This window comes from Bradyrhizobium sp. 45, assembly GCF_023073155.1.
Taxonomy (GTDB): Bacteria; Pseudomonadota; Alphaproteobacteria; order Rhizobiales; family Xanthobacteraceae; genus Bradyrhizobium; species Bradyrhizobium canariense_D.
Genome location: NZ_JADPIX010000143.1, coordinates 238093 through 257817 on the forward strand (window position 1 = coordinate 238093; position 19725 = coordinate 257817).

Genomic DNA, 19725 nt, shown 5'->3' on the forward strand with positions numbered 1-19725 from the left:
AAAAAGCCCTTCCTGTCCAAACGATTGTAGACCAGCCCTCGATGACCTCTGCGAGCGAATTGCGATCCGGCAAGGGTGAGCGCGACGAGAATTTTCCCGTCGCGTCCTGGATCATTCATCCGCGTCATCGCGCGCTGATCCTGGCGTATTACAATTTCGTCCGCACCGCCGACGACATCGCCGACCACGCCACGCTGCCGCCGGACGAGAAGCTCGCTTATCTCGACCTGCTCGAGGCGGAATTGCTCGGCAAAGGCGACACCCAGGCCGAGGCCGTCAGCCTGCGGCACGCACTGGCCGAACGCGGCATGGCGTCGCGCCACGCGCTCGACGTGCTCATCGCGTTCCGTATGGACGTGACCAAGTTGCGCTACGAGAATTGGGACGAGGTCATCCATTATTGCCGCTACTCGGCGATGCCGGTCGGCCGCTTCATGCTCGACGTCCATGGTGAGAGCACCTCGACCTGGGCCGCGTCAGATGCGCTCTGCGCAGCGCTGCAGATCAACAACCACCTCCAGGATTGCGGCAAGGATTTCCGCGAGCTCAACCGCGTCTATCTGCCGCGCGATGCGCTGGCCGCGAGTGGCGCCTCGGTCGAGCAGCTCGGACTGGCGCAGTCGCCACCGGCGATGCTGGCCTGCCTTCAGGCTCTCGCCGTCCGCAACGAAGCGCTGCTCGCCGAGGGCAGGTCGCTAGCTGCGGAGATCCGGGATTTCCGCCTCGGCGTCGAGGTCTCGGTGATCCAGGCCTATGCCGACCGCATCGTGCGCCTGTTGAAGGTGCGCGATCCCCTGCGCGAGCGCGTGCACCTGAACAAGCTCGAGCTCCTCACCTTCAGCCTCGCCGGCATGATCGGCGAAGTCGGCCGCCGCACGGTCGGACGCAAGGCCATTTCCAGACCGGGGACTGCACATGACGCTTGAGGCGACCTCGCCCGGCGCAAATTATGGCTCGACCGCATCCGGCAGTTCGTTCTACGTCGCGATGCGCATCCTGCCGCACGACCAGCGTGAAGCGATGTTCCAGATCTACAGCTTCTGCCGCCAGGTCGACGACATCGCCGATTCCGATGGCCCGCGCGACGAACGGCTCGCCGCCCTTCAGGCGTGGCGCAACGACATCGATGCGCTCTACCAGGGCAATCCGCCGCCGCGGCTGAAGGACTACGTCACCTCGGTGAAGACCTTCGGCCTCAAGCGCGAGGATTTCCTCGCCATCGTCGACGGCATGGAGATGGACGTGCCGCAGGACATCCGCGCGCCCGACATGGCGACGCTGGATCTCTACTGCGATCGCGTCGCGAGCGCCGTAGGGCGGCTGTCGGTCCGGGTCTTCGGCTTGCCAGAAGAAGACGGCATCGAGCTCGCCCATCATCTCGGCCGCGCGCTCCAGCTCACCAACATCCTGCGCGACATCGACGAGGACGCGGGCCTCGGCCGGCTCTATCTGCCGCGCGAAGCGCTGCTGCATGCCGGCATCACCTCCAACGATCCGGACCGCGTGATCGTCGAGCGCGCGCTGCCGAAGGTCTGCCTGCCACTGGCGCAGCGCGCAAAGGTGTATTTCGAGAAGTCGGACGAGATCATGAACCGCAACCGGCGCCGCGCGGTGCGCGCGCCGCGGATGATGTCGAAATACTATCATGCCATTCTGGATCTCCTGATCGCGCGCGGGTTCAACGCGCCGCGCGAGCCGGTGCGTGTGTCGAAGATCACACGTATCGCCATCCTGCTCCGATACGCTCTCATCTGATGCAAAAAACAGCTCACATCATTGGCGCTGGAATCTCCGGCCTCTCCGTCGCCGTGCGACTTGCCAATGCCGGCTTCAAGGTCGCCGTGCACGAAGCGACGCAGCAGGCCGGCGGCCGTTGCCGTTCCTATTTCGACGGCGCCACCAATCTCACCATCGACAACGGCAACCATCTGCTGCTGTCCGGCAATAGCCATGCGCGCGCCTATGCGCGTTCGATCGGGACCGAGGCGGGCCTCGTCGGTCCGGAGCGCGCGCAGTTTCCCTTCGTCGATCTCAAGACCGGGCAGCGCTGGCAGATCGACCTCGGCGACGGCCGGCTCCCGACCTGGGTGCTCGACGAGAGCCGCCGCGTCCCCGACACTGGGCTGACCGATTATCTGAAGCTGGCGCCGCTGATCTGGGCATCGGAAGAGACGCTGGTCGGCAAGTCAATTCCGTGCGAAGGCGTTCTCTATCAGCGCCTGGTGCAGCCTCTGCTGCTCGCGGCCCTCAACGTCGATCCACCCGAAGGCTCGGCGGGGCTTGCCGGCGCGATCGTGCGCGAGACGCTGCTCGCCGGCGGGCAGGCCTGCCGTCCCCTGATCGCGCGCGACGGGCTCAGCGCGGTACTGATCGAGCCCGCCGTGACGTTCCTGCAGGGGCGCGGGCACAGCGTTCAGCTCGGCCATGAGCTGCGCTCGTTTGCGACCCATGACGGCAAGGTCGGCGCGCTGAATTTCGGCGGCGAGGATGTGATCCAGATCAGCGAAGGCGACGTCGTCGTGATGGCGGTGCCGCCGCGCGCTGCCTCCAACCTGCTGCCGGGCCTGAAGACGCCGACCGAATTCCGCGCCATCGTGAATGCGCATTTCCGCGTCGAGCCGCCGGCGGGATCGGCACCGATCCTCGGCGTGATCGGCGGCGTCGTGGAATGGCTGTTTTCGTTCCCGAACCGGCTGTCCGTCACCATCAGCAACGGCGACCGTCTGGTCGACATGCCGCGCGAGGAACTCGCGCAGGCGATCTGGAACGACGTCTGCAAGGCGGGCGGTGTTTCCGGCGAGCTGCCCCCCTGGCAGATCGTGCGCGAGCGCCGTGCCACATTTGCGGCGACGCCGGCGCAGAATGCCCTGCGTCCAGGGCCGGTCACTGCGCTGAAAAACCTGTTTCTTGCAGGCGATTGGACTGCTACGGGATTGCCTGCAACCATCGAGGGATCGGTCCGATCCGGTGATCGCGCCGCCGATCTGGTTCTGGCCGCCAAGGGATAGTGACAGGCGGCCCTGACGGGCATTTGTCCCGGTCAATTTCGGCCCATTCAATCGACTATCGGAGCAATCGAGCGAGATGGATTCCGTGAACGCGACCAGCCGCGAAGCCCAAGAATTCAGGAACTTGGAATCGAGCATTGCGTCGGCCACCGAAGGCGTCCTCGGCTTCCAGCAACCCGACGGCCATTGGGTGTTCGAGCTCGAGGCAGATTGCACGATTCCGGCCGAATACGTCCTGCTGCGCCATTATCTCGCCGAGCCGGTCGATGCCGTGCTCGAAGCCAAGATCGCCAATTATCTTCGCCGCGTGCAGGGCGCCCATGGCGGCTGGCCGCTGGTGCATGACGGCGAGTTCGACATGAGCGCCAGCGTCAAGGCGTATTTCGCGCTGAAGATGATCGGGGATTCCATCGACGCGCCGCACATGGTGCGTGCGCGCGAGGCGATCCATTCCCGCGGCGGCGCCATTCACAGCAATGTCTTCACGCGCTTCATGCTTGCGATGTTTGGCGTCGTGACCTGGCGCGCGGTACCGGTGCTGCCGATCGAGATCGTGCTGCTGCCGTTCTGGTCGCCGTTCCACATCAACAAGATCTCCTACTGGGCGCGCACCACCATGGTGCCGCTGATGGTCATCGCCGCGCTGAAGCCACGGGCGAAGAATCCCAAGGGCGTCGGCATCGACGAGCTGTTCCTGCAGGATCCGCGCTCGATCGGCATGACCGCCAAGGCGCCGCACCAGAGCATGGCCTGGTTCGTGCTGTTCCGCGCGCTCGACGGCATTTTGCGCGTGGTCGAGCCGATGTTTCCCAAGAGCCTGCGCAAACGCGCCATCGACGCGGCGCTCGCCTTCACCGAGGAGCGGCTGAACGGCGAGGACGGCATGGGCGCGATCTATCCGCCGATGGCCAACATCGTCATGATGTACGACGCGCTCGGCAAGGACGAGAACTTCCCGCCGCGCGCGATCACGCGCCGGGGCATCGACAAGCTGCTCGTGATCAAGGACGACGAAGCCTATTGCCAGCCCTGCGTCTCGCCGGTGTGGGACACGACGCTGACCGCCCACGCGCTGCTCGAAGCCGGCGGCGACAAGGCGGTGCCGGCCGCCAAGCAGGGTCTCGACTGGCTGATCCCGAAGCAGGAGCTCGAGGTGAAGGGCGACTGGGCGGTGAAGCGGCCCGACGTACGCCCGGGCGGCTGGGCCTTCCAGTACAACAATGCCCATTATCCCGATCTCGACGACACCGCGGTGGTCGTGATGTCGATGGACCGGATGCGCCGGGAGCACGGTGCGGCCGGCTATGACGCCGCGATCGACCGTGCCCGGGAGTGGATCGAGGGCATGCAGAGCAACGACGGCGGCTGGGCCGCCTTCGACGTCAACAATCTCGAATATTACCTGAACAACATCCCGTTCTCGGACCATGGCGCACTGCTCGATCCACCGACCGAGGACGTCACCGCCCGCTGCGTCTCGATGCTGGCCCAGCTCGGCGAGACCGCGGAGACCAGCAAGCATGTCGCGGACGGGATCGCCTACCTGCGCAAGACCCAGCACTCCGAAGGGTCCTGGTACGGCCGCTGGGGCATGAACTTCATCTACGGAACCTGGTCGGTGCTGTGCGCCCTCAACATGGCCGGCGTCCGCCATGACGATCCCATGATCCGGAAAGCCGCCGGCTGGCTGGCCTCGATCCAGAACCAGGACGGCGGCTGGGGCGAGGATGCCGTCAGCTACCGGTTGGACTACCGGGGCTGGGAGGCCGCCCCCTCGACCGCCTCGCAAACGGCATGGGCCTTGCTTGCTTTGATGGCTGCTGGCGAGGTTGATCACCCGGCCGTCGCCCGCGGGGTGGAGTACCTGATTGCAACACAGAACGAAAAAGGACTGTGGGACGAACAGCGGTACACCGCCACGGGCTTTCCCCGTGTATTCTATCTACGGTACCATGGTTATCCGAAGTTCTTCCCGCTGTGGGCGTTGGCGCGGTATCGGAACTTGCGGAACACCAACAGCAGGGTGGTAGGGGTCGGAATGTGACTTTGGGGACGGGGGACTATCTTACCGCGGGTCAAACCGTTGATCCGCGGCCGATATTGATCGTGACTGGACTGGTTCAGGAGGCCCGCATCGCGGCCGGGCCTGGCATGGCGGTCATCTGTTCGTCGAGCAGCCCCACCCAGTTGCGGGCGCTGTTGACGGTGCTGGATCCCGAGACGATTCGCGGTGTGATCTCCTTCGGCGTGGCCGGCGGGCTCGACCCGACGCTGCGCTCCGGCGACGTCGTGCTGGCGACCGAGGTGCTCGCGGGCGATACCCGCTGGGCCGCTGGCCTCTCGCTCGGCGACGACCTCATCGACCGCCTGACGTCGGGGCGCCGCCGCGTTGTGCGCGGCAGCCTCGCGGGTGCCGAGGAAGTGGTCACGGGGCGCTCCTGCAAGGCGGCGCTGCATTCGGAGACGGGAGCGGCCGCCGTCGACATGGAAAGCCACATCGCGGCGGCCTACGCCGCCGAGGCCGGCTTGCCGTTCGCCGCGGTCCGCGTCATCAGCGATCCCGCCCATCGCGCGCTGCCGGCGCTCGCCCGCGCCGCCATCAAGCCGAATGGCCAGATCGACGTGCTGGCCGTGCTGCGCGGCATCGCGCGCAACCCGACTGCGCTGCACGGACTGGTCTCGACCGGCCTCGACTTCAACCGCGCGCTACGCAGCCTGCGCGGCTGCCGCGACTTCCTGATCGGCACCGAACTGGTCGACAGCGAGGCGCTGGTCTCCGAGGCGGCCTGAGCGGGTTCTGCGATCACTAAAAACAAAAGGCCCGGTCGCCATTGGCGATCGGGCCTTTTCTTGTTGGTGGGACTAGCGCGCTTACGCGGCGGTCGACGCCTTCCGTGCGGCCTTCTCCTGTGCGGCGGCGGCCTCGTCCTTGCGGATCTCCGACAGGCGCTTCTGCACTTCCGCGGAGAAGATGTACTGCGCAGGACGCTGCTTGGACATGTCGATCTCCGGCGCCATCGGACCCGTGGTCCTGATGCCGCGCAGCGACACCCACATCGCCTTCAGCGGGTTGTTGATGGCGGCGGTCGCCGCCGTCGGCTCGTAGCCGCAATGGGCCATACAGTCGGCGCACTTCTCGTACTTGCCGGTGCCGTAGGTCTCCCAGTCGGTGGTGTCCATCAGCTCCTTGAAGGTTTTTGCATAGCCTTCACCGAGCAAATAGCAGGGCTTCTGCCAGCCGAAGATGTTGCGCGCGGGCATGCCCCAGGGCGTGCACTCGTATTCCTGGTTGCCGGCGAGGAAGTCCAGGAACAGGCCGGAATGCATGAAATTCCACTTCTTGCCCTTGCCCATCGCAAAGACGTCGCGGAACAGCTTCTTGGTCTTGGTGCGGTTGAGGAAGTGCTCCTGGTCCGGCGCGCGCTCATAGGCGTAGCCCGGCGACATCGAGACGCCGACGCCGAGCTCGACGGTCAGGTCGAGGAATTTGGCGATCTCTTCGGCCGGGTGGCCGTCGAAGATGGTGGCGTTGACGTTGACGGTGAAGCCGCGGGCCTTGGCCGCCTTGATCGCGGAGACGGCGCGGTCGAACACGCCCTTCTGCGACACGGCCTTGTCGTGGTGCTCCTTCAGGCCGTCGAGATGCACGGAGAAGAACAGGTAGGGCGAGGGCTCGAACAGATCGAGCTTCTTCTCGAGCAACAGCGCGTTGGTGCAGAGCGAGACGAACTTCTTGCGCGCGACGAGGCCGCGCACGATCTCGCCGATCTCCTTGTGGATCAGCGGCTCGCCGCCGGGAATGGCGACCATAGGCGCACCGCACTCGTCGGCCGCGTCCCAGCACTCCTGCGCCGTCATGCGGCGGTTGAGGATCGCATCCGGATAATCGATCTTGCCGCAGCCGACGCAGGCGAGGTTGCAGCGAAACAGCGGTTCCAGCATCAGCACGAGCGGATAGCGCTTGCGGCCAAGCAGCTTCTGCTTGATCAAATAGCCGCCGATACGCATTTCCTTGAAGAAGGGGATAGCCATTACAAGTTTCTTTCTGGGCTTGAAATTCGGGTGGGTCAGCTCGCAGCCAGTTCGGCCGGAAGCCGGAATTCGATGTTTTCCTCGCGGCCCGGGAGCACCGAGACCTTGACCGGTCCGATCCGCCGCATTGCTTCGATCACGTCATCCACGAGTACCTCGGGCGCCGAAGCGCCAGCCGTGACACCGACGGTTCTGGCATCTTTCAACCACTCCGGATTGAGCGCGCTGCCGTCGGCAATCAGATAACTCGCGACACCGGCCTCAGTGCCGATTTCGCGGAGCCGGTTCGAATTCGAGCTATTGGCAGCGCCCACCACCAAGATCACGTCGACCAGCTTGCTCAAGTCCCTTACCGCAGATTGGCGGTTCTGTGTCGCATAGCAGATATCCCGGATATCCGGGCCTTGAATATCTGTAAAGCGGGCCTGCAGGGCCGAAATGATGTCCTTTGTGTCATCCACCGACAGGGTGGTCTGGGTGATATAGGCCACTGGCGTATCCGCCGGCAGCTCAAGGGCCTTAACCTCTTCAACGCTTTGGACCAGCAGTACGGGGGCGCGAACCTGGCCCATCGTACCCTCGACCTCGGGGTGGCCGGCATGGCCGATCAGGATCAGGGTGCGGCCCCTGGCGATGTAGCGCTTCCCCTGATTGTGAACTTTCGTGACCAAGGGGCAGGTGGCATTGAGCACCGGAAGGTCGCGCGCGGCCGCTTCTTCCTCGACGCTGCGGGCGACGCCATGAGCGCTGAAGACCGTCACCGCCTTCGGCGGCACCTCCGACAGTTCCTCGACGAAGATCGCGCCCTTGTTCTTCAGGCTCTCGACGACGTACTTGTTGTGCACGATCTCATGGCGCACGTAGACAGGCGGGCCGTACTTCTCCAGCGCCCGTTCCACGATCTCGATCGCACGCACTACCCCCGCGCAAAAGCCGCGCGGTTGCGCCAGATAAACTTCCATTGGACGGCCATCACGCAAGTTGCACCAATCCGCTCTCAAGTTCAGGGGACACCCCGATACGAACCAATGAGTTGCAATATCCGCACCATCGGTTCGGCGCACGCGGTAGCCGCCCACCCCTGCCGGGGCCCCGGTGCATGGAGGTGCAGTACTTTGTGTCAAAAAATCGGCAGTAAGGAAAGGTGGAATGAACTTTGGTTCCCTGCCGGATCAGTTTCGCGGTATTATAGTAGAGGGTGCCCGTGGCAGCAACGTGGCGACATTTGTGCGCACACTTCGTCACTTTCCCGCCTCAACTCCTCGGCTATACCGATGGCCCGCATGATTATGCCATGGTCTTCCGCCGTTTACCTCGAAGCTTCTGACGGCGATAACCACTCAAAACAGCAATAGGTTTCGGCCGGGAACTCCGTTAAACAGCGGGCGTTTCCGGCAAGCTGTTAACCGCAGAAAGAAAAGTAGTGCTGCAAAGCGTCGTCGTTGCCATCGTCAGGGCCTGCACCCGGTTTGCCTCCCTCGTCGTCGTTCTCGGGCTCCTGCTGGCGGTGGGGGCGGGCTATTACACGTCCCAGCATTTCGCCATCAACACCGACATCAACTCGCTGATTGCCCAAAATCTGGACTGGCGCCAACGCGACCAGCAGTTCGATCGCGCCTTCGACCGCGATGCGACGATTACGGCGGTGGTCGAAGCCAAGACGCCGGAGATGGCGACCGCGGCGTCGGACGCGCTCTATGCCAAGCTGAAGGACAACAAGACCGAATTCCAGTCGATGCAGCAGCTCGGCACCGGCGAGTTCTTCGAGAAGAATGGTCTGTTGTTCCTGCCGACAGAGGAAGTTGCCAAGGTCACCGGCCAGTTCGAATCCGCAGCACCCCTGATCGAGATCATGGCGGGCGATCCCTCGATCCGCGGCCTGACCGGCGCGCTCGAGACGGGACTTGCCGGCGTCAAGCGCGGGCAGGTCAAGCTCGACAACACCGAACGGCCCTTCAACCAGATCGCGCAAACGGTCGAGACCGTGCTCAACAAGGGCAATGCGACGTTCTCCTGGCGCCAGCTCGTCAGTGACGAGCCGCTGACGGATTCGGACAAGCGCGCCTTCATCGAGTTCAAGCCGATCCTCGACTACAACGCGCTTGAGCCCGGCAAGGGCGCAACCGACGCGATCCGCAAGGCCGCAGCCGATCTGGATTTTGCCACCAAATATCAGGCGCGAGTCCGGCTGACCGGGCCGGTCCCGATCGCCAACGAGGAATATGCAACCGTCCAGGAAGGCGCCGTCGTCAATGGCATCGGCACGGTCCTCGTCGTGCTGCTCATCCTGTGGCTGGCGCTGCATTCGGCGAAGATCATCTTCGCGGTGTTCGTCAATCTCTTCGTCGGTCTTGCGCTGACCACCGCCGCCGGCCTGATGATGGTGGGCTCGCTCAATTTGCTGTCGATCGCATTCGCCGTGCTGTTCGTCGGCCTCGGCGTCGATTTCGGCATCCAGTACAGCGTCCGCTATCGCTCCGAGCGCTACAAGCACAACGATCTCTCGGGTGCGCTGATCCTGGCCGCCAAGCGCTCGGCAATTCCGTTGTCGCTGGCGGCAATGGCGACCGCGGCTGGCTTCCTCTGCTTCATCCCCACGGACTACAAGGGTATCGCCGAACTCGGCCAGATCGCCGGCGTCGGCATGCTGGTCGCGTTCCTCACTAGCATCACCGTGCTCCCGGCGATGCTGAAGCTGTTGAACCCGCCCGGTGAGAAAGAGCCGGTCGGCTATGCCTTCCTGGCGCCGCTCGATCACTTCCTGGAGAAGCACCGCGTGCTGGTCGTCGGTGGCACCATGTTTCTGGCGGTCGCCGGCCTGCCGCTGCTCTATTTCATGAAGTTCGACTTCAACCCGATGAATCTGCGCAACCCGAAGGCAGAGTCGATCGCGACCTTCCTCGACTTGCGCAAGGATCCCAACACGGGCGCCAATGCCATCAACGTGATGACCACGTCGGAAGAGCAGGCAAGGCAGGTGGAGGCGAAGCTGGAGAAGGTGCCGGAGGTGTTGCGGGTGATGTCGCTCAACAGCTTCGTTCCTGAAGACCAGCCGCCGAAGCTGAAGCTGCTCGCGCAGGGCGCCAAGGTGCTGAACCCCGCGCTCAATCCCGACCAGATCGACGCCGCGCCGTCGGACAAGGAAAACGTCGATGCGCTGAAATCGTCGGTCGACAATCTGCGCCGGACCGCAGGCGATGCGAAGGGCCCGGGTGCGGTTGCCTCGCGTCGGCTCGCGGATGCGCTGGAAAAGCTCGCCAATGCCGATGAAGCCACACGGAACAAGGCGCAGGACGTGTTCGTCGCGCCGATGAAGATCGTGTTCGACCAGCTCCGGAACGCGTTGCAGGCCGAGCCGGTCACCCTGAAGTCATTGCCGGCAGATCTCGTCAGCGCCTGGAAGAGCAAGGACGGTATCATCCGCGTCGAGGCGCTGCCGAAGGGTGATCCCAACGACAACGACACGCTACGCAAATTTGCGGCGGCGGTGCTCGTTGCCGAGCCGACCGCGATCGGCGGTCCGGTCTCGATCCTGAAATCCGGCGACACCGTGGTGAAGGCGTTCATCCATGCCGGAATCTATGCGCTGCTGGTGATCGGCCTGTTGCTGTGGATCACGCTGCGCCGGTTCGTCGACGTGTTGATGACGCTGGTGCCGCTGTTGGTGGCAGGCGCGGTCACGCTCGAGATCTGCGTGCTGATCGGCTTGCCGCTCAACTTCGCCAATATCGTCGCGTTCCCGCTGCTGCTCGGCGTCGGCGTGGCCTTCAAGATCTACTATGTCGTGGCCTGGCGCTCGGGCAGGACAAACCTGCTCCAGACCAGCCTGACGCGCGCGATCTTTTTCAGCGCGCTGACAACGGCCACCGCGTTCGGCAGCCTTTGGCTGTCGAGCCATCCCGGCACGTCCAGCATGGGCAAGCTGCTGGCGTTGTCGCTGGTGACGACGCTCGCCGCCGTGCTGCTGTTTCAGCCTGCCCTAATGGGCAAACCCCGCAATCTCAGGGAGTAGGCAGATGTCGCCGACCTGGTCGGCGGCGCCCTTCTGACCGGGTTTGGCGGTGCCGGCGGCCTTCGGGGCTGCGGGCGCAGGCTGCGCCACCGTAGCGCCGGTCGTTCCCGGGGCTTTCGGCGCCGCGCCGGTGGGCTTCGGCGCGCCCTTGGCCATGGCGTTGGCGGAGCTCAAGGGAATCGGGGGGCTGACCCGGGTCCAGGTCTCGCCACCGCACAGGAACCCCATCACGCAGCCCTTGATCTCGAGCTGGTCGGTGCCAACCGGCGTGATGGTTGCGCTGTAGAGCTGGCCGTCCTTGGCATTGTAGACCTGACCTTCCCATTGATCGGCGCCGGGCTTTTTCTTCATGTCGATCAGGGTCGCCATGCCCAGCGTGAGCCGGGTCTTTTTCGACGCGTCCGGATTGTTCTCGTCGCGGCCCCCGGGCTGTTTTTCCCAGGAAACCGCGCCCCACATGCTGCCATTGCATTGGGCGACACGAATGTTGGCGACGCCGTCGGCAACCCGCCAGTCGCCGGTCGGATCGGCCGCGAGCGCCGGGTTCAGGCAGGTGTAACCGCCAGCCGGTATTAGTCCGGTGTAAAGGGCTAAACGCATGATAGTTCCTTGGCAGTGCAACATGGTCTAAAGCTCTGCTTGCGAAGATGGTCCGAAAAAGGGCAAAAGGCCGCACAGACCGTTTCAGCGACGTTCCGTTTTCAGTTGACGAGACGGCCCTCAACCGAAGTATGTAGCGGATGCACAGCCCAAATCCAGACATGTCTCAGCTGTTCGCGGACCGCCAGGCCCAGCGCAGCGCCCTGCATAATCGGCATCTGAACGAGCAGTTCGTTCGGGTTCTGAAGACCATCGGCTACGATGTCGGCTTCCAGAAGGGGCAGGGACAGTATCTCTACGACCGCGACGGGGCCCGCTATCTCGACCTCTTGTCCGGTTTTGGCGTGTTTGCGATCGGGCGCAATCATCCTGTCATGCGTGAGGCGCTCAAGAGCGTGCTCGATGCCGACCTGCCCAACCTCGTCCAGTTCGACGTCTCGGTGCTCGCCGGCGTGCTCGCCGAGCGGCTCCTGAAATACGTCCCCTATCTTGATAAGGCGTTCTTCGCCAATTCCGGCGCCGAATGCGTCGAAGCGGCGATCAAGTTCGCCCGCGGCGCCACCGGTCGTCCGGGGATCGTCTATTGTGCCCACGGCTATCACGGCCTGACCTATGGCGCGCTGTCGCTGACCGGTGATTCGAACTTCCGCACCGGCTTCGAGCCGCTGCTGCCGGGATGCACTTCGATCCCGTTCAACGATCTCGCCGCGCTCGAAAAAGCGCTGGCCTCGCGCGAGGTGGCGGCCTTCGTCGTCGAGCCAATCCAGGGCAAGGGCGTCAACATGCCCACCGACGAGTTCCTGCCGGGTGCAGCTGCGCTCTGCAAGAAATACGGCACGCTGTTCGTCGCCGACGAGATCCAGACCGGCATGGGCCGCACCGGCCGCTTCCTTGCGGTCGAGCACTGGAACGTCGAGCCCGACATGGTGCTGCTGTCCAAGTCGCTGTCCGGCGGCCACGTGCCGGTCGGCGCGGTGCTGACGCGCAAGAGCATCTTCGACAAGATCTTCAACCAGATGGACCGCGCCGTCGTGCACGGCTCAACTTTCTCCAAGAACGACCTGGCGATGGCCGCCGGCATTGCCACGCTTGACATCATGGAGTCCGAGAAACTGATCGAGTCCGCCGCCAAGCGCGGTGCCGAGCTGCGCCTCGCGCTCACGCGTATGGTGCCCGGCTACGAGCTGTTGAAGGAAGTCCGCGGCAAGGGCCTGATGATCGGCGTCGAGTTCGGCCCGCCGAAATCGCTGCGGCTGCGGGCGTCCTGGAACGTGCTGGAGGCGGCCAATAAGGGCCTGTTCTGCCAGCTCATCACCGTGCCGCTGTTCAAGGACCACAAGATCCTCACGCAAGTCGCCGGCCATGGCAGCCACACCATCAAGCTGTTGCCGCCGCTCACCATCACCGAGGAAGATTGCGGCTGGATCGAGCGTGCGTTCGACGACGTCATCGCCGGCAGCCACAAGGTTCCCGGCGCGATCTGGTCGCTCGGCAAGACGCTGGTGGACAATGCGGTGCGAAGGTCTGCGTAAGGCCTCTGCTGCGGCCTGATGTCGCGACGTGCGACCTGCTGAAGCAGTCCGTCTCCCGAAATTCCAAATCGACGCTTATTTTCCGGCATTGACCTGACCGGGAGAGGAGTCGGCGATGCCTTTGACTGGCGGCTGTCATTGCGGCGCGATCCGTTATGAAGTGAACGGCGACATGATGGTGCATGCGCTCTGCCATTGCGCGGATTGCCGCCGTCACTCCGGGGCACCGATGGTTGGCTGGGCGATGTATTCGCTCAAGGCGGTCAAAGTCGTGCGCGGTCAGCCGAAGATCTATCAATCATCCGAACATGGACGACGTCACTTCTGTGCCGATTGCGGCACGGGGCTGTTCTACATCAATGAAAACCTGATGCCCGATATCATCGATATCCAGAGCGGCACCTATGATGACCCCGATGCCATGCCGGCGACGATGCACATTCAGGTCGCCGAGCGGATTGGCTGGATGGAGCGGGCTCACGAACTGCCCGTCTTCGAACGATTTCCTCCGCTCGAATGACGGCATGCGCAGAGGCTAACCGTTCATCGCCGCCTCGAACTTGTCGACGAATTCGGCAAGCTCGTCTGCGCCGAGATCGCTGACGGCCCAGAAGTTCAGGCCGCGATTGCCCCAGCGCCGGCAGTTGAAGCCCTGCATGGCTTCGGTCTTGGGTGCGCGGTATTCCGCGTTCGATGTCTGCGACACGAACAAATTGACCACGTGCTGCCGGCGCTTGTAGACGACCGCACCGATCGCACGTGCGTCGATATAGTCGAGCCTGCCGCCGACCAGCGTAAACCCTTGCGCGGTGAGGTCGACGACGGGCGGAGCGACGTCGAGCTTGCCGTTGAACCACGGCTTCACCGTGTGCTGGTCGGTCGAGACCACGTCGATGAGGTGGCCGGCCTGGAGCGAGCGAAGATGCGCGGAGACGACCTCCGACAGGATGCGCTGCTGGTCGTCCTGGCGCAGCACCAATGCGGCGACGCCGGAGGCGGCGAGCGCGGAGACTGCCGAGCCCATCGCAAAGCCGCGCAGCACGGAGCGGCGGCTCGGCTGTTGATGCTGCGGCTGCGGCAGCGAGGCCTCGATACGCGCACGCAGGCTCGCCGGTGCGGTGTAGCGCAAATCGGCGTCTGCGAGCACACGCTGCATCTCGCGCTGCGCGGCGAACTCCGCAGCGCAGGCCGGGCAGCCGGCGATATGGGCTTCGACCTCGCGCGCGTGGCCGGCATCGAGCTCGTTGTCGAGCAGCGCGTGAAGCAGGATTCTTGCTTCGTCGCAGGTCATCTTGCTTGCTCCTCATCCGCCGTCCAGCCCGCGCGCAGCATGGCGCGGGCGCGGGCGAGGCGGGACATCACAGTGCCGACGGGCACGCCAGCGGCCTCGGCGATTTCACGATAGGACAGGTTGTTGATCTCCCGCAGCACGAACGTTTCCTTGAACGGCTCGGCGAGCGCGTCGATCAGCTTGCGGATCGCGCTCGCATCGCGGCTGCGCAGCACTTCGGTTTCGGGGCTGGCCTCGGTCTCCTGCCAGATCGGCGTCTGCTCGGCAGCGCCGGGCGTATCCTCGATCGCGGTGTGCCTGTGTGCGCGCCGTGCATATTCGGCATTGCAGACGTTACGCAGGATCGCGAATAGCCAAGGCTTTATCGCCGGCCCACGATAGCTGTCGAAATGCTTCAGCGCGCGCAGATAGCACTCCTGCACCGCGTCCTCGGCATCGGAGGGGTCACGCAAGAGATAGCGCGCGAGCGTGTAGACGTCGTCGAGATGGGGCAGCGCCGCCTCGCGGAAGCGTTGCGCCTTCTGCAAATCGTCGTTGGCGGGCATCGCTCCTCGCTTTGCCTCTTGTTCTGCTCGTTGCTTGGTTTCGTCGCTGATCGTCTCGTCCCTATTCGTTTCGTCCCTGAGTGTGACCGAAGGCACACGGGCCCGGCCGGTGTGGGACCACCGGCCGGGCAAGACGTTGATGCCTTGGTTCGAGGTGTTACTCAACCTTGATCATCCCCGTCATGTGCGGGTGCAGAGAACAAAAATATTTGTAGTCGCCCGCATTGGTGAAGGTGAACGAGAACTTGTCGTCAGTGTCCAGGGTCTTGGACCTGAATTTGCCGGCCGACACCACGGTGTGGGGGATGTCGTCCCGGTTGGTCCAGGTCACGGTGGTGCCGACCTTGATCCTGAGCTCGGCCGGCTGGAAGACGAAGTTGTCGATATGCACCTCCATGTCCTCGGCACGGGCGGTTGTGACGGGTAATAGCATGGCCGCGGCCAGAGCGAGACCGAAGGCGACACCGAGGTCGCGGCGATTGAGAATCTTCATTGTCAGCTTCCGTTAGCCTTGCATCAACCCTGGAGCGGCGTGTCGATGATCGCGAGCCGCTGCTCGTTCTGCTTGAAGTTGATGCTGGCAACGCCAAGCATCGCGCGGAGCTTTGCGTCCTCGACCTTCATCGGTCCAGGCGAGGGGGCAGCTCCCGGCGTCGGCTGCGGGAAGGCGGTCGAGCGTGCGGTGTGGAAGGTGACGTTGCCCTCGACCTTCTGCATCACCTGGTGAATATGGCCGTTCAGCACGGTGACCGAACCAAAGCCTTTTACCTGGTCCAGCGCGCGAGCACCGTCCTCGGTGCCCCAGCCCCATTCGGGGTAGACGGTCCAGAGCGGAATGTGGGCGAACAGCACGATCGGCGTCGATTTCGACTTGCCGCGCAGATCGTCCTCGAGCCAGGCGAGCTGCTCGGCACCGAGATTGCCGAGGCCGCCGGCCTTGAGGTCGACGACATTGACGAGGCCGATGAAGTGCACGCCGCCGGCGTCGAACGAATACCAGCCTGCGCCCTTGGTACCGCGGCCGTAGCGCTCGCGATAAAACTTCACCTCCTCGTCGAGGAAATCATGCTCGCCGGGCACGTAGTGCACGTCGAGCTTGCTCTGCGAGATGATGCGATCGGCATTGTCGAACTCGGCGGCCTTGGAGAGATGCGTGATGTCGCCAGTGTGGATCATGAACGACGGCTTGACCGGCATCGCGTTGATCTTGTTGACGGCTTCCTCCAGCGTGCCGAGCGCGTTGGGATTGGCCGGCTTGTCGAAGCCGACATGGCTGTCGCTGATCTGGAGGAAGGTCATTCCGGGCGCCGCCGCGGTCGCAGCCTGCGCGGAATCGATGATGCCGAGCGAGCGCGGGACGCCACCGGTGACGGTCCAGAGCACCCCGGTGCCCGCCCAGGTCATACATTCCAACACCTTGCGGCGGCTTAAGCCGTCCTCACCGTGATCGTGTCCGCTCATCGCGCAGCTCCACTCCGCCCGGAATTGGGCTTCGGAGATGTGATTGGGAGAGGAGGGGACTTATTCCCGGACGCGATGACGTTTTCGTGAGGTGGTTGGACGCGTAGCCCGTATGGAGCGTAGCGGAACACGGGACCAGACTTACGATACTCCCTGGATTTCGCTACGCCCGATCAAAGCTACGCATTCACTTTGCATCCTCCAAAATCATCGTCGCGCCTTTCTCGGCGATCATCGCGGTCGGCGTGTTGGTGTTGCCAGACGTGATGGTCGGCATGATCGAGGCATCGACAATGCGAAGGCTGCCGAGACCGTAGAAGCGCAGGCGTTCGTCGACCACCGCCATCGGATCATTTGCTGCGCCCATCTTCGCGGTACCGACGGGATGGAAGATGGTGGTGCCGATGTCGCCGGCGGCCTTGGCAAGAGAGGCATCGTCGTCGCCGACGGCGGGGCCGGGCAGATATTCGCTTGGGCGGTATTTTGCCAAGGCCTTCTGCTGCATCAGGCGGCGGGTGGTGCGGATGGCATCGGCGCCGACCTGACGGTCGTCGTCCGTTGAAAGATAATTCGGCGCGATGATGGGCTTCTCGTCCGGCGCCGCCGAACGCAGACGTACGGTGCCACGCGATGTCGGCTGGAGATTGCAGGCGCTCACCGTGATCGCGGGAAAGCGGTGCAGGGGATCGCCGAACTTGTCGAGCGACAGCGGTTGCACGTGGAACTGGATGTTGGCGCGTGCGCGCGTCGCATCGGAGCGGGTGAAGATGCCGAGCTGCGACGGCGCCATGGTCAACGGCCCGCGGCGGCGGAAGGCGTAGTCGAGGCCCATCAGGCCGCGTCGAACCAGGTTGTAATAGGTCTCGTTCAGTGTGCGCACGCCTTCGACCTTGTAGATCGCGCGCTGCTGCAGATGATCCTGCAGATTGCGGCCGACGCCGGGCTTGTCCATCACGATGTCGATGCCGAGCGGCGACAGCCAGTCGGCAGGTCCGATGCCGGAGCGATGCAGCACCTGTACCGAGCCAATCGCGCCTGCCGAGAGGACCACCTCGCGTTTCGCACGCGCCTCGATGATCTCGCCGTTCTGGATGAAGCGCACCCCGACGGCGCGGCCCTGTTCGATGATCAGACGATCGACCAGCACATGCTTTTCGAGCCGCAGGTTCGGGCGGTTCAATACCGGCTTGAGAAAGCCGCGCGCCGACGACCAGCGCCGGCCGCGCTTCTGATTGACGTGGAAATAGCTGGTGCCTTCGTTGTCGCCGGTATTGAAATCCGGGATGCGCTTGATGCCCATCTCCTCGGCCGCATCGCCCACGGCATCGAGTATGTCCCAGGACAGCCGCGGCGCCTCGATGCGCCAGCCGCCGCCGGCGCCGTGATGCTCGCTTGCGCCGAGGAAGTGATCCTCGAGCCGTTTGAACAGCGGCAGCACGTCGTCATAACCCCAGCCGGTCATGCCGAGCTGGCGCCAGTGATCGTAATCGGCGGCCTGTCCACGCATCGAGATCATGGCGTTGATCGCCGAGGAGCCGCCGATCACCTTGCCACGGGGATAGGCGAGCGAGCGGCCGTTCAGGCCGGGCTCGGCCTCGGTCCTGAACATCCAGTCCGAGCGCGGATTGCCGATGGCGAAGAGATAGCCGACGGGAATGTGGAACCAGATCCAGTTGTCGTCGCCGCCGGCTTCGAGGAGGAGGACGCGATTGCTGCAATTGGCCGACAGCCGGTTGGCGACGATGCAGCCCGCCGTGCCGGCCCCAACGACAATATAGTCAAACTCACCTTCGAGCCGCCTTGGCATTCTGCTTCCACCCAATAGGCATTATGCCCAGGCTTGTCCCAGGCATCCACGCACTTTCCGTTCTAATAGTCAGACGTGGATGGCCGGGACAAGTCCGGCCATGACGGGAGGACAGAGCTACCCCAGATCCCCGCCAGTTGGGTGGACTGGTGCTTGCATGGTAGACAGGCCTGCATTTTCAACAAAGCTTGAGACCCTCCATGCCCATCGTGAACCGCGTCGCCGACCTTCAACCCGATATTCAGGCCTGGCGCCGGGACATCCACCAGCATCCGGAGCTGCTCTACGACGTCCACCGCACCGCAGCATTCGTCGCGGACCGCCTGCGCGAATTCGGCTGCGATGAGGTCGTGACGGGCATCGGCCAGACCGGCGTGGTCGGCGTGATCAAGGGCAGCAAGCCGGCCGGCGAGGGCCTCAAGGCCATCGGCCTGCGTGCCGACATGGATGCCCTGCCGGTCGAGGAACAGACCAACCTGCCTTACGCTTCGAAGACTCCCGGCAAGATGCACGCCTGCGGCCATGACGGCCACACCGCGATGCTGCTCGGTGCTGCGCGTTATCTCGCCGAGACCCGCAACTTCGCCGGCGATGCGGTGGTGATCTTCCAGCCGGCCGAGGAGGGCGGCGCGGGTGGCTTGGCCATGGTCAAGGACGGCATGATGGAGCGCTTCGGCATCGAGCAGGTCTACGGCATGCACAACGGTCCGGGCATTCCGGTGGGCTCGTTCGCGATCCGGCCGGGTCCGATCATGGCGGCGACCGATGAGGTCGATATCATGATCGAGGGCCTCGGCGGCCATGCCGCGCGGCCGCACAAATGTGTGGATTCCGTTCTGGTCGGTGCACAGGTGATCACGGCGCTGCAGTCGATCGTTGCGCGCAGCGTCGATCCGCTGGAATCGGCCGTGATTTCGATCTGCGAGTTCCACGCAGGCAATGCCCGTAACGTGATTCCACAAACCGCGACACTGAGGGGCACCATCCGCACGCTGTCGCCGGAGGTGCGCAAGCTGGTGGAGAAGCGCGTCCACGAGGTTGTGGCGGGCGTGGCGCAGATCACAGGCGCCAAGATCGATCTGCACTACAAGCGGAATTATCCCGTGGTGAACAATCACGCCGCGGAGACCGAGATCGCGCGTCGCATCGCCGGGCAAGTTGCGGGCGAGGCCAATGTGCTCGAGATGTCGCCGCTGATGGGTGGCGAGGATTTCGCCTATATGCTGGAGGCGCGCCCCGGCGCCTTCATCTTCTGCGGCAACGGCGACAGCGCCGGCCTGCATCACCCCGCCTACAATTTCGACGACGAGGCCATCGTTTACGGCACGTCGTACTGGGTCAAGCTGGTCGAGCAATCGCTCGCGGCATCGTAAGGCCAAGCGCAAGATCAAGCCGAAAGCACAAACGAAAAGGGCCCGCGCATCGCACGGGCCCTTT

The 19725-nt window shown here is 64.0% G+C and carries 17 protein-coding genes; 9 read left to right on the plus strand and 8 right to left on the minus strand.

Annotated features, from left to right (window positions below; all coding sequences use genetic code 11):
- The first annotated feature begins 41 nt into the window (after positions 1–41).
- The 5 genes from hpnC (at position 42) to IVB42_RS33640 (ending at position 5798) form a co-directional block, all read left to right on the plus strand.
- On the plus strand, positions 42–926 hold the full coding sequence (hpnC, locus tag IVB42_RS33620) for a squalene synthase HpnC (RefSeq protein WP_018456924.1): 885 nt from the start codon (positions 42–44) through the stop codon (positions 924–926).
- A complete protein-coding gene (gene hpnD, locus IVB42_RS33625) occupies positions 916–1755 on the plus strand; it encodes a presqualene diphosphate synthase HpnD (RefSeq protein ID WP_247394062.1) in 840 nt (279 codons plus the stop codon). Before hpnC ends, hpnD begins: the two co-directional genes overlap by 11 nt.
- A complete protein-coding gene (hpnE, locus tag IVB42_RS33630) occupies positions 1755–3008 on the plus strand; it encodes a hydroxysqualene dehydroxylase HpnE (protein WP_085352235.1) in 1254 nt (417 codons plus the stop codon). Before hpnD ends, hpnE begins: the two co-directional genes overlap by 1 nt.
- 76 nt (positions 3009–3084) lie before the next feature.
- On the plus strand, positions 3085–5052 hold the full coding sequence (shc, locus tag IVB42_RS33635) for a squalene--hopene cyclase (RefSeq protein ID WP_085352236.1): 1968 nt from the start codon (positions 3085–3087) through the stop codon (positions 5050–5052).
- On the plus strand, positions 5049–5798 hold the full coding sequence (locus tag IVB42_RS33640) for a phosphorylase (RefSeq protein ID WP_026233265.1): 750 nt from the start codon (positions 5049–5051) through the stop codon (positions 5796–5798). Before shc ends, IVB42_RS33640 begins: the two co-directional genes overlap by 4 nt.
- A gap of 81 nt (positions 5799–5879) precedes the next feature.
- Here the strand turns inward: IVB42_RS33640 and hpnH are convergent, their stop codons facing one another.
- Positions 5880–7040, minus strand: a complete 1161-nt coding sequence (gene hpnH / locus IVB42_RS33645) for an adenosyl-hopene transferase HpnH (protein WP_007593619.1) — start codon at positions 7038–7040, stop codon at positions 5880–5882.
- A gap of 35 nt (positions 7041–7075) precedes the next feature.
- Complete coding sequence (gene ispH / locus IVB42_RS33650; RefSeq protein WP_247471875.1) at positions 7076–8002, minus strand: 4-hydroxy-3-methylbut-2-enyl diphosphate reductase; 927 nt, start codon at positions 8000–8002, stop codon at positions 7076–7078.
- Positions 8003–8463: 461 nt separating this feature from the next.
- Here ispH and IVB42_RS33655 point away from each other — a divergent pair, with 461 nt between their 5' ends.
- Positions 8464–11052, plus strand: a complete 2589-nt coding sequence (locus IVB42_RS33655; protein ID WP_018456918.1) for an MMPL family transporter — start codon at positions 8464–8466, stop codon at positions 11050–11052.
- Here IVB42_RS33655 and IVB42_RS33660 read toward each other — a convergent pair.
- The gene (locus IVB42_RS33660; protein ID WP_247471879.1) at positions 11020–11652 is read right to left on the minus strand and encodes a DUF2147 domain-containing protein; all 633 of its coding nucleotides are present in this window, start codon (positions 11650–11652) and stop codon (positions 11020–11022) included. The genes IVB42_RS33655 and IVB42_RS33660 overlap by 33 nt on opposite strands.
- A gap of 140 nt (positions 11653–11792) precedes the next feature.
- Between IVB42_RS33660 and hpnO the strand changes: the two genes are divergently transcribed.
- Together hpnO and IVB42_RS33670 are read left to right on the plus strand one after the other, a co-directional pair.
- Entirely contained in the window at positions 11793–13184 is a 1392-nt protein-coding gene (hpnO, locus tag IVB42_RS33665; RefSeq protein WP_026233264.1) for an aminobacteriohopanetriol synthase HpnO, read from the plus strand.
- Between the two features lie 115 nt (positions 13185–13299).
- Positions 13300–13704 carry a GFA family protein gene (locus IVB42_RS33670; RefSeq protein WP_247394057.1) on the plus strand — a complete coding sequence of 135 codons (405 nt, stop codon included), beginning with the start codon at positions 13300–13302 and terminating at the stop codon, positions 13702–13704.
- A 15-nt stretch (positions 13705–13719) separates the two neighbouring features.
- Here the strand turns inward: IVB42_RS33670 and IVB42_RS33675 are convergent, their stop codons facing one another.
- From IVB42_RS33675 to IVB42_RS33695, 5 genes are all read right to left on the minus strand, one after another.
- Positions 13720–14475: an anti-sigma factor gene (locus IVB42_RS33675; RefSeq protein ID WP_247394054.1), complete on the minus strand. Its 756-nt coding sequence runs from the start codon at positions 14473–14475 to the stop codon at positions 13720–13722.
- Entirely contained in the window at positions 14472–15020 is a 549-nt protein-coding gene (locus IVB42_RS33680; RefSeq protein ID WP_247394035.1) for a sigma-70 family RNA polymerase sigma factor, read from the minus strand. The genes IVB42_RS33675 and IVB42_RS33680 overlap by 4 nt, the downstream gene beginning before the upstream one ends.
- Positions 15021–15177: 157 nt before the next feature.
- Positions 15178–15513 carry a cupredoxin family copper-binding protein gene (locus IVB42_RS33685; RefSeq protein WP_247394006.1) on the minus strand — a complete coding sequence of 112 codons (336 nt, stop codon included), beginning with the start codon at positions 15511–15513 and terminating at the stop codon, positions 15178–15180.
- Positions 15514–15536: 23 nt separating this feature from the next.
- Entirely contained in the window at positions 15537–16481 is a 945-nt protein-coding gene (locus tag IVB42_RS33690; protein ID WP_247394004.1) for a metallophosphoesterase, read from the minus strand.
- A gap of 187 nt (positions 16482–16668) precedes the next feature.
- A complete protein-coding gene (locus IVB42_RS33695) occupies positions 16669–18288 on the minus strand; it encodes a GMC family oxidoreductase N-terminal domain-containing protein (RefSeq protein ID WP_247394003.1) in 1620 nt (539 codons plus the stop codon).
- 200 nt (positions 18289–18488) lie between these two features.
- Between IVB42_RS33695 and IVB42_RS33700 the strand changes: the two genes are divergently transcribed.
- Positions 18489–19661 (plus strand): M20 aminoacylase family protein, encoded by a 1173-nt coding sequence (locus IVB42_RS33700; RefSeq protein ID WP_085352241.1) that lies wholly within the window; start codon positions 18489–18491, stop codon positions 19659–19661.
- The last annotated feature ends 64 nt before the right edge of the window (positions 19662–19725 follow it).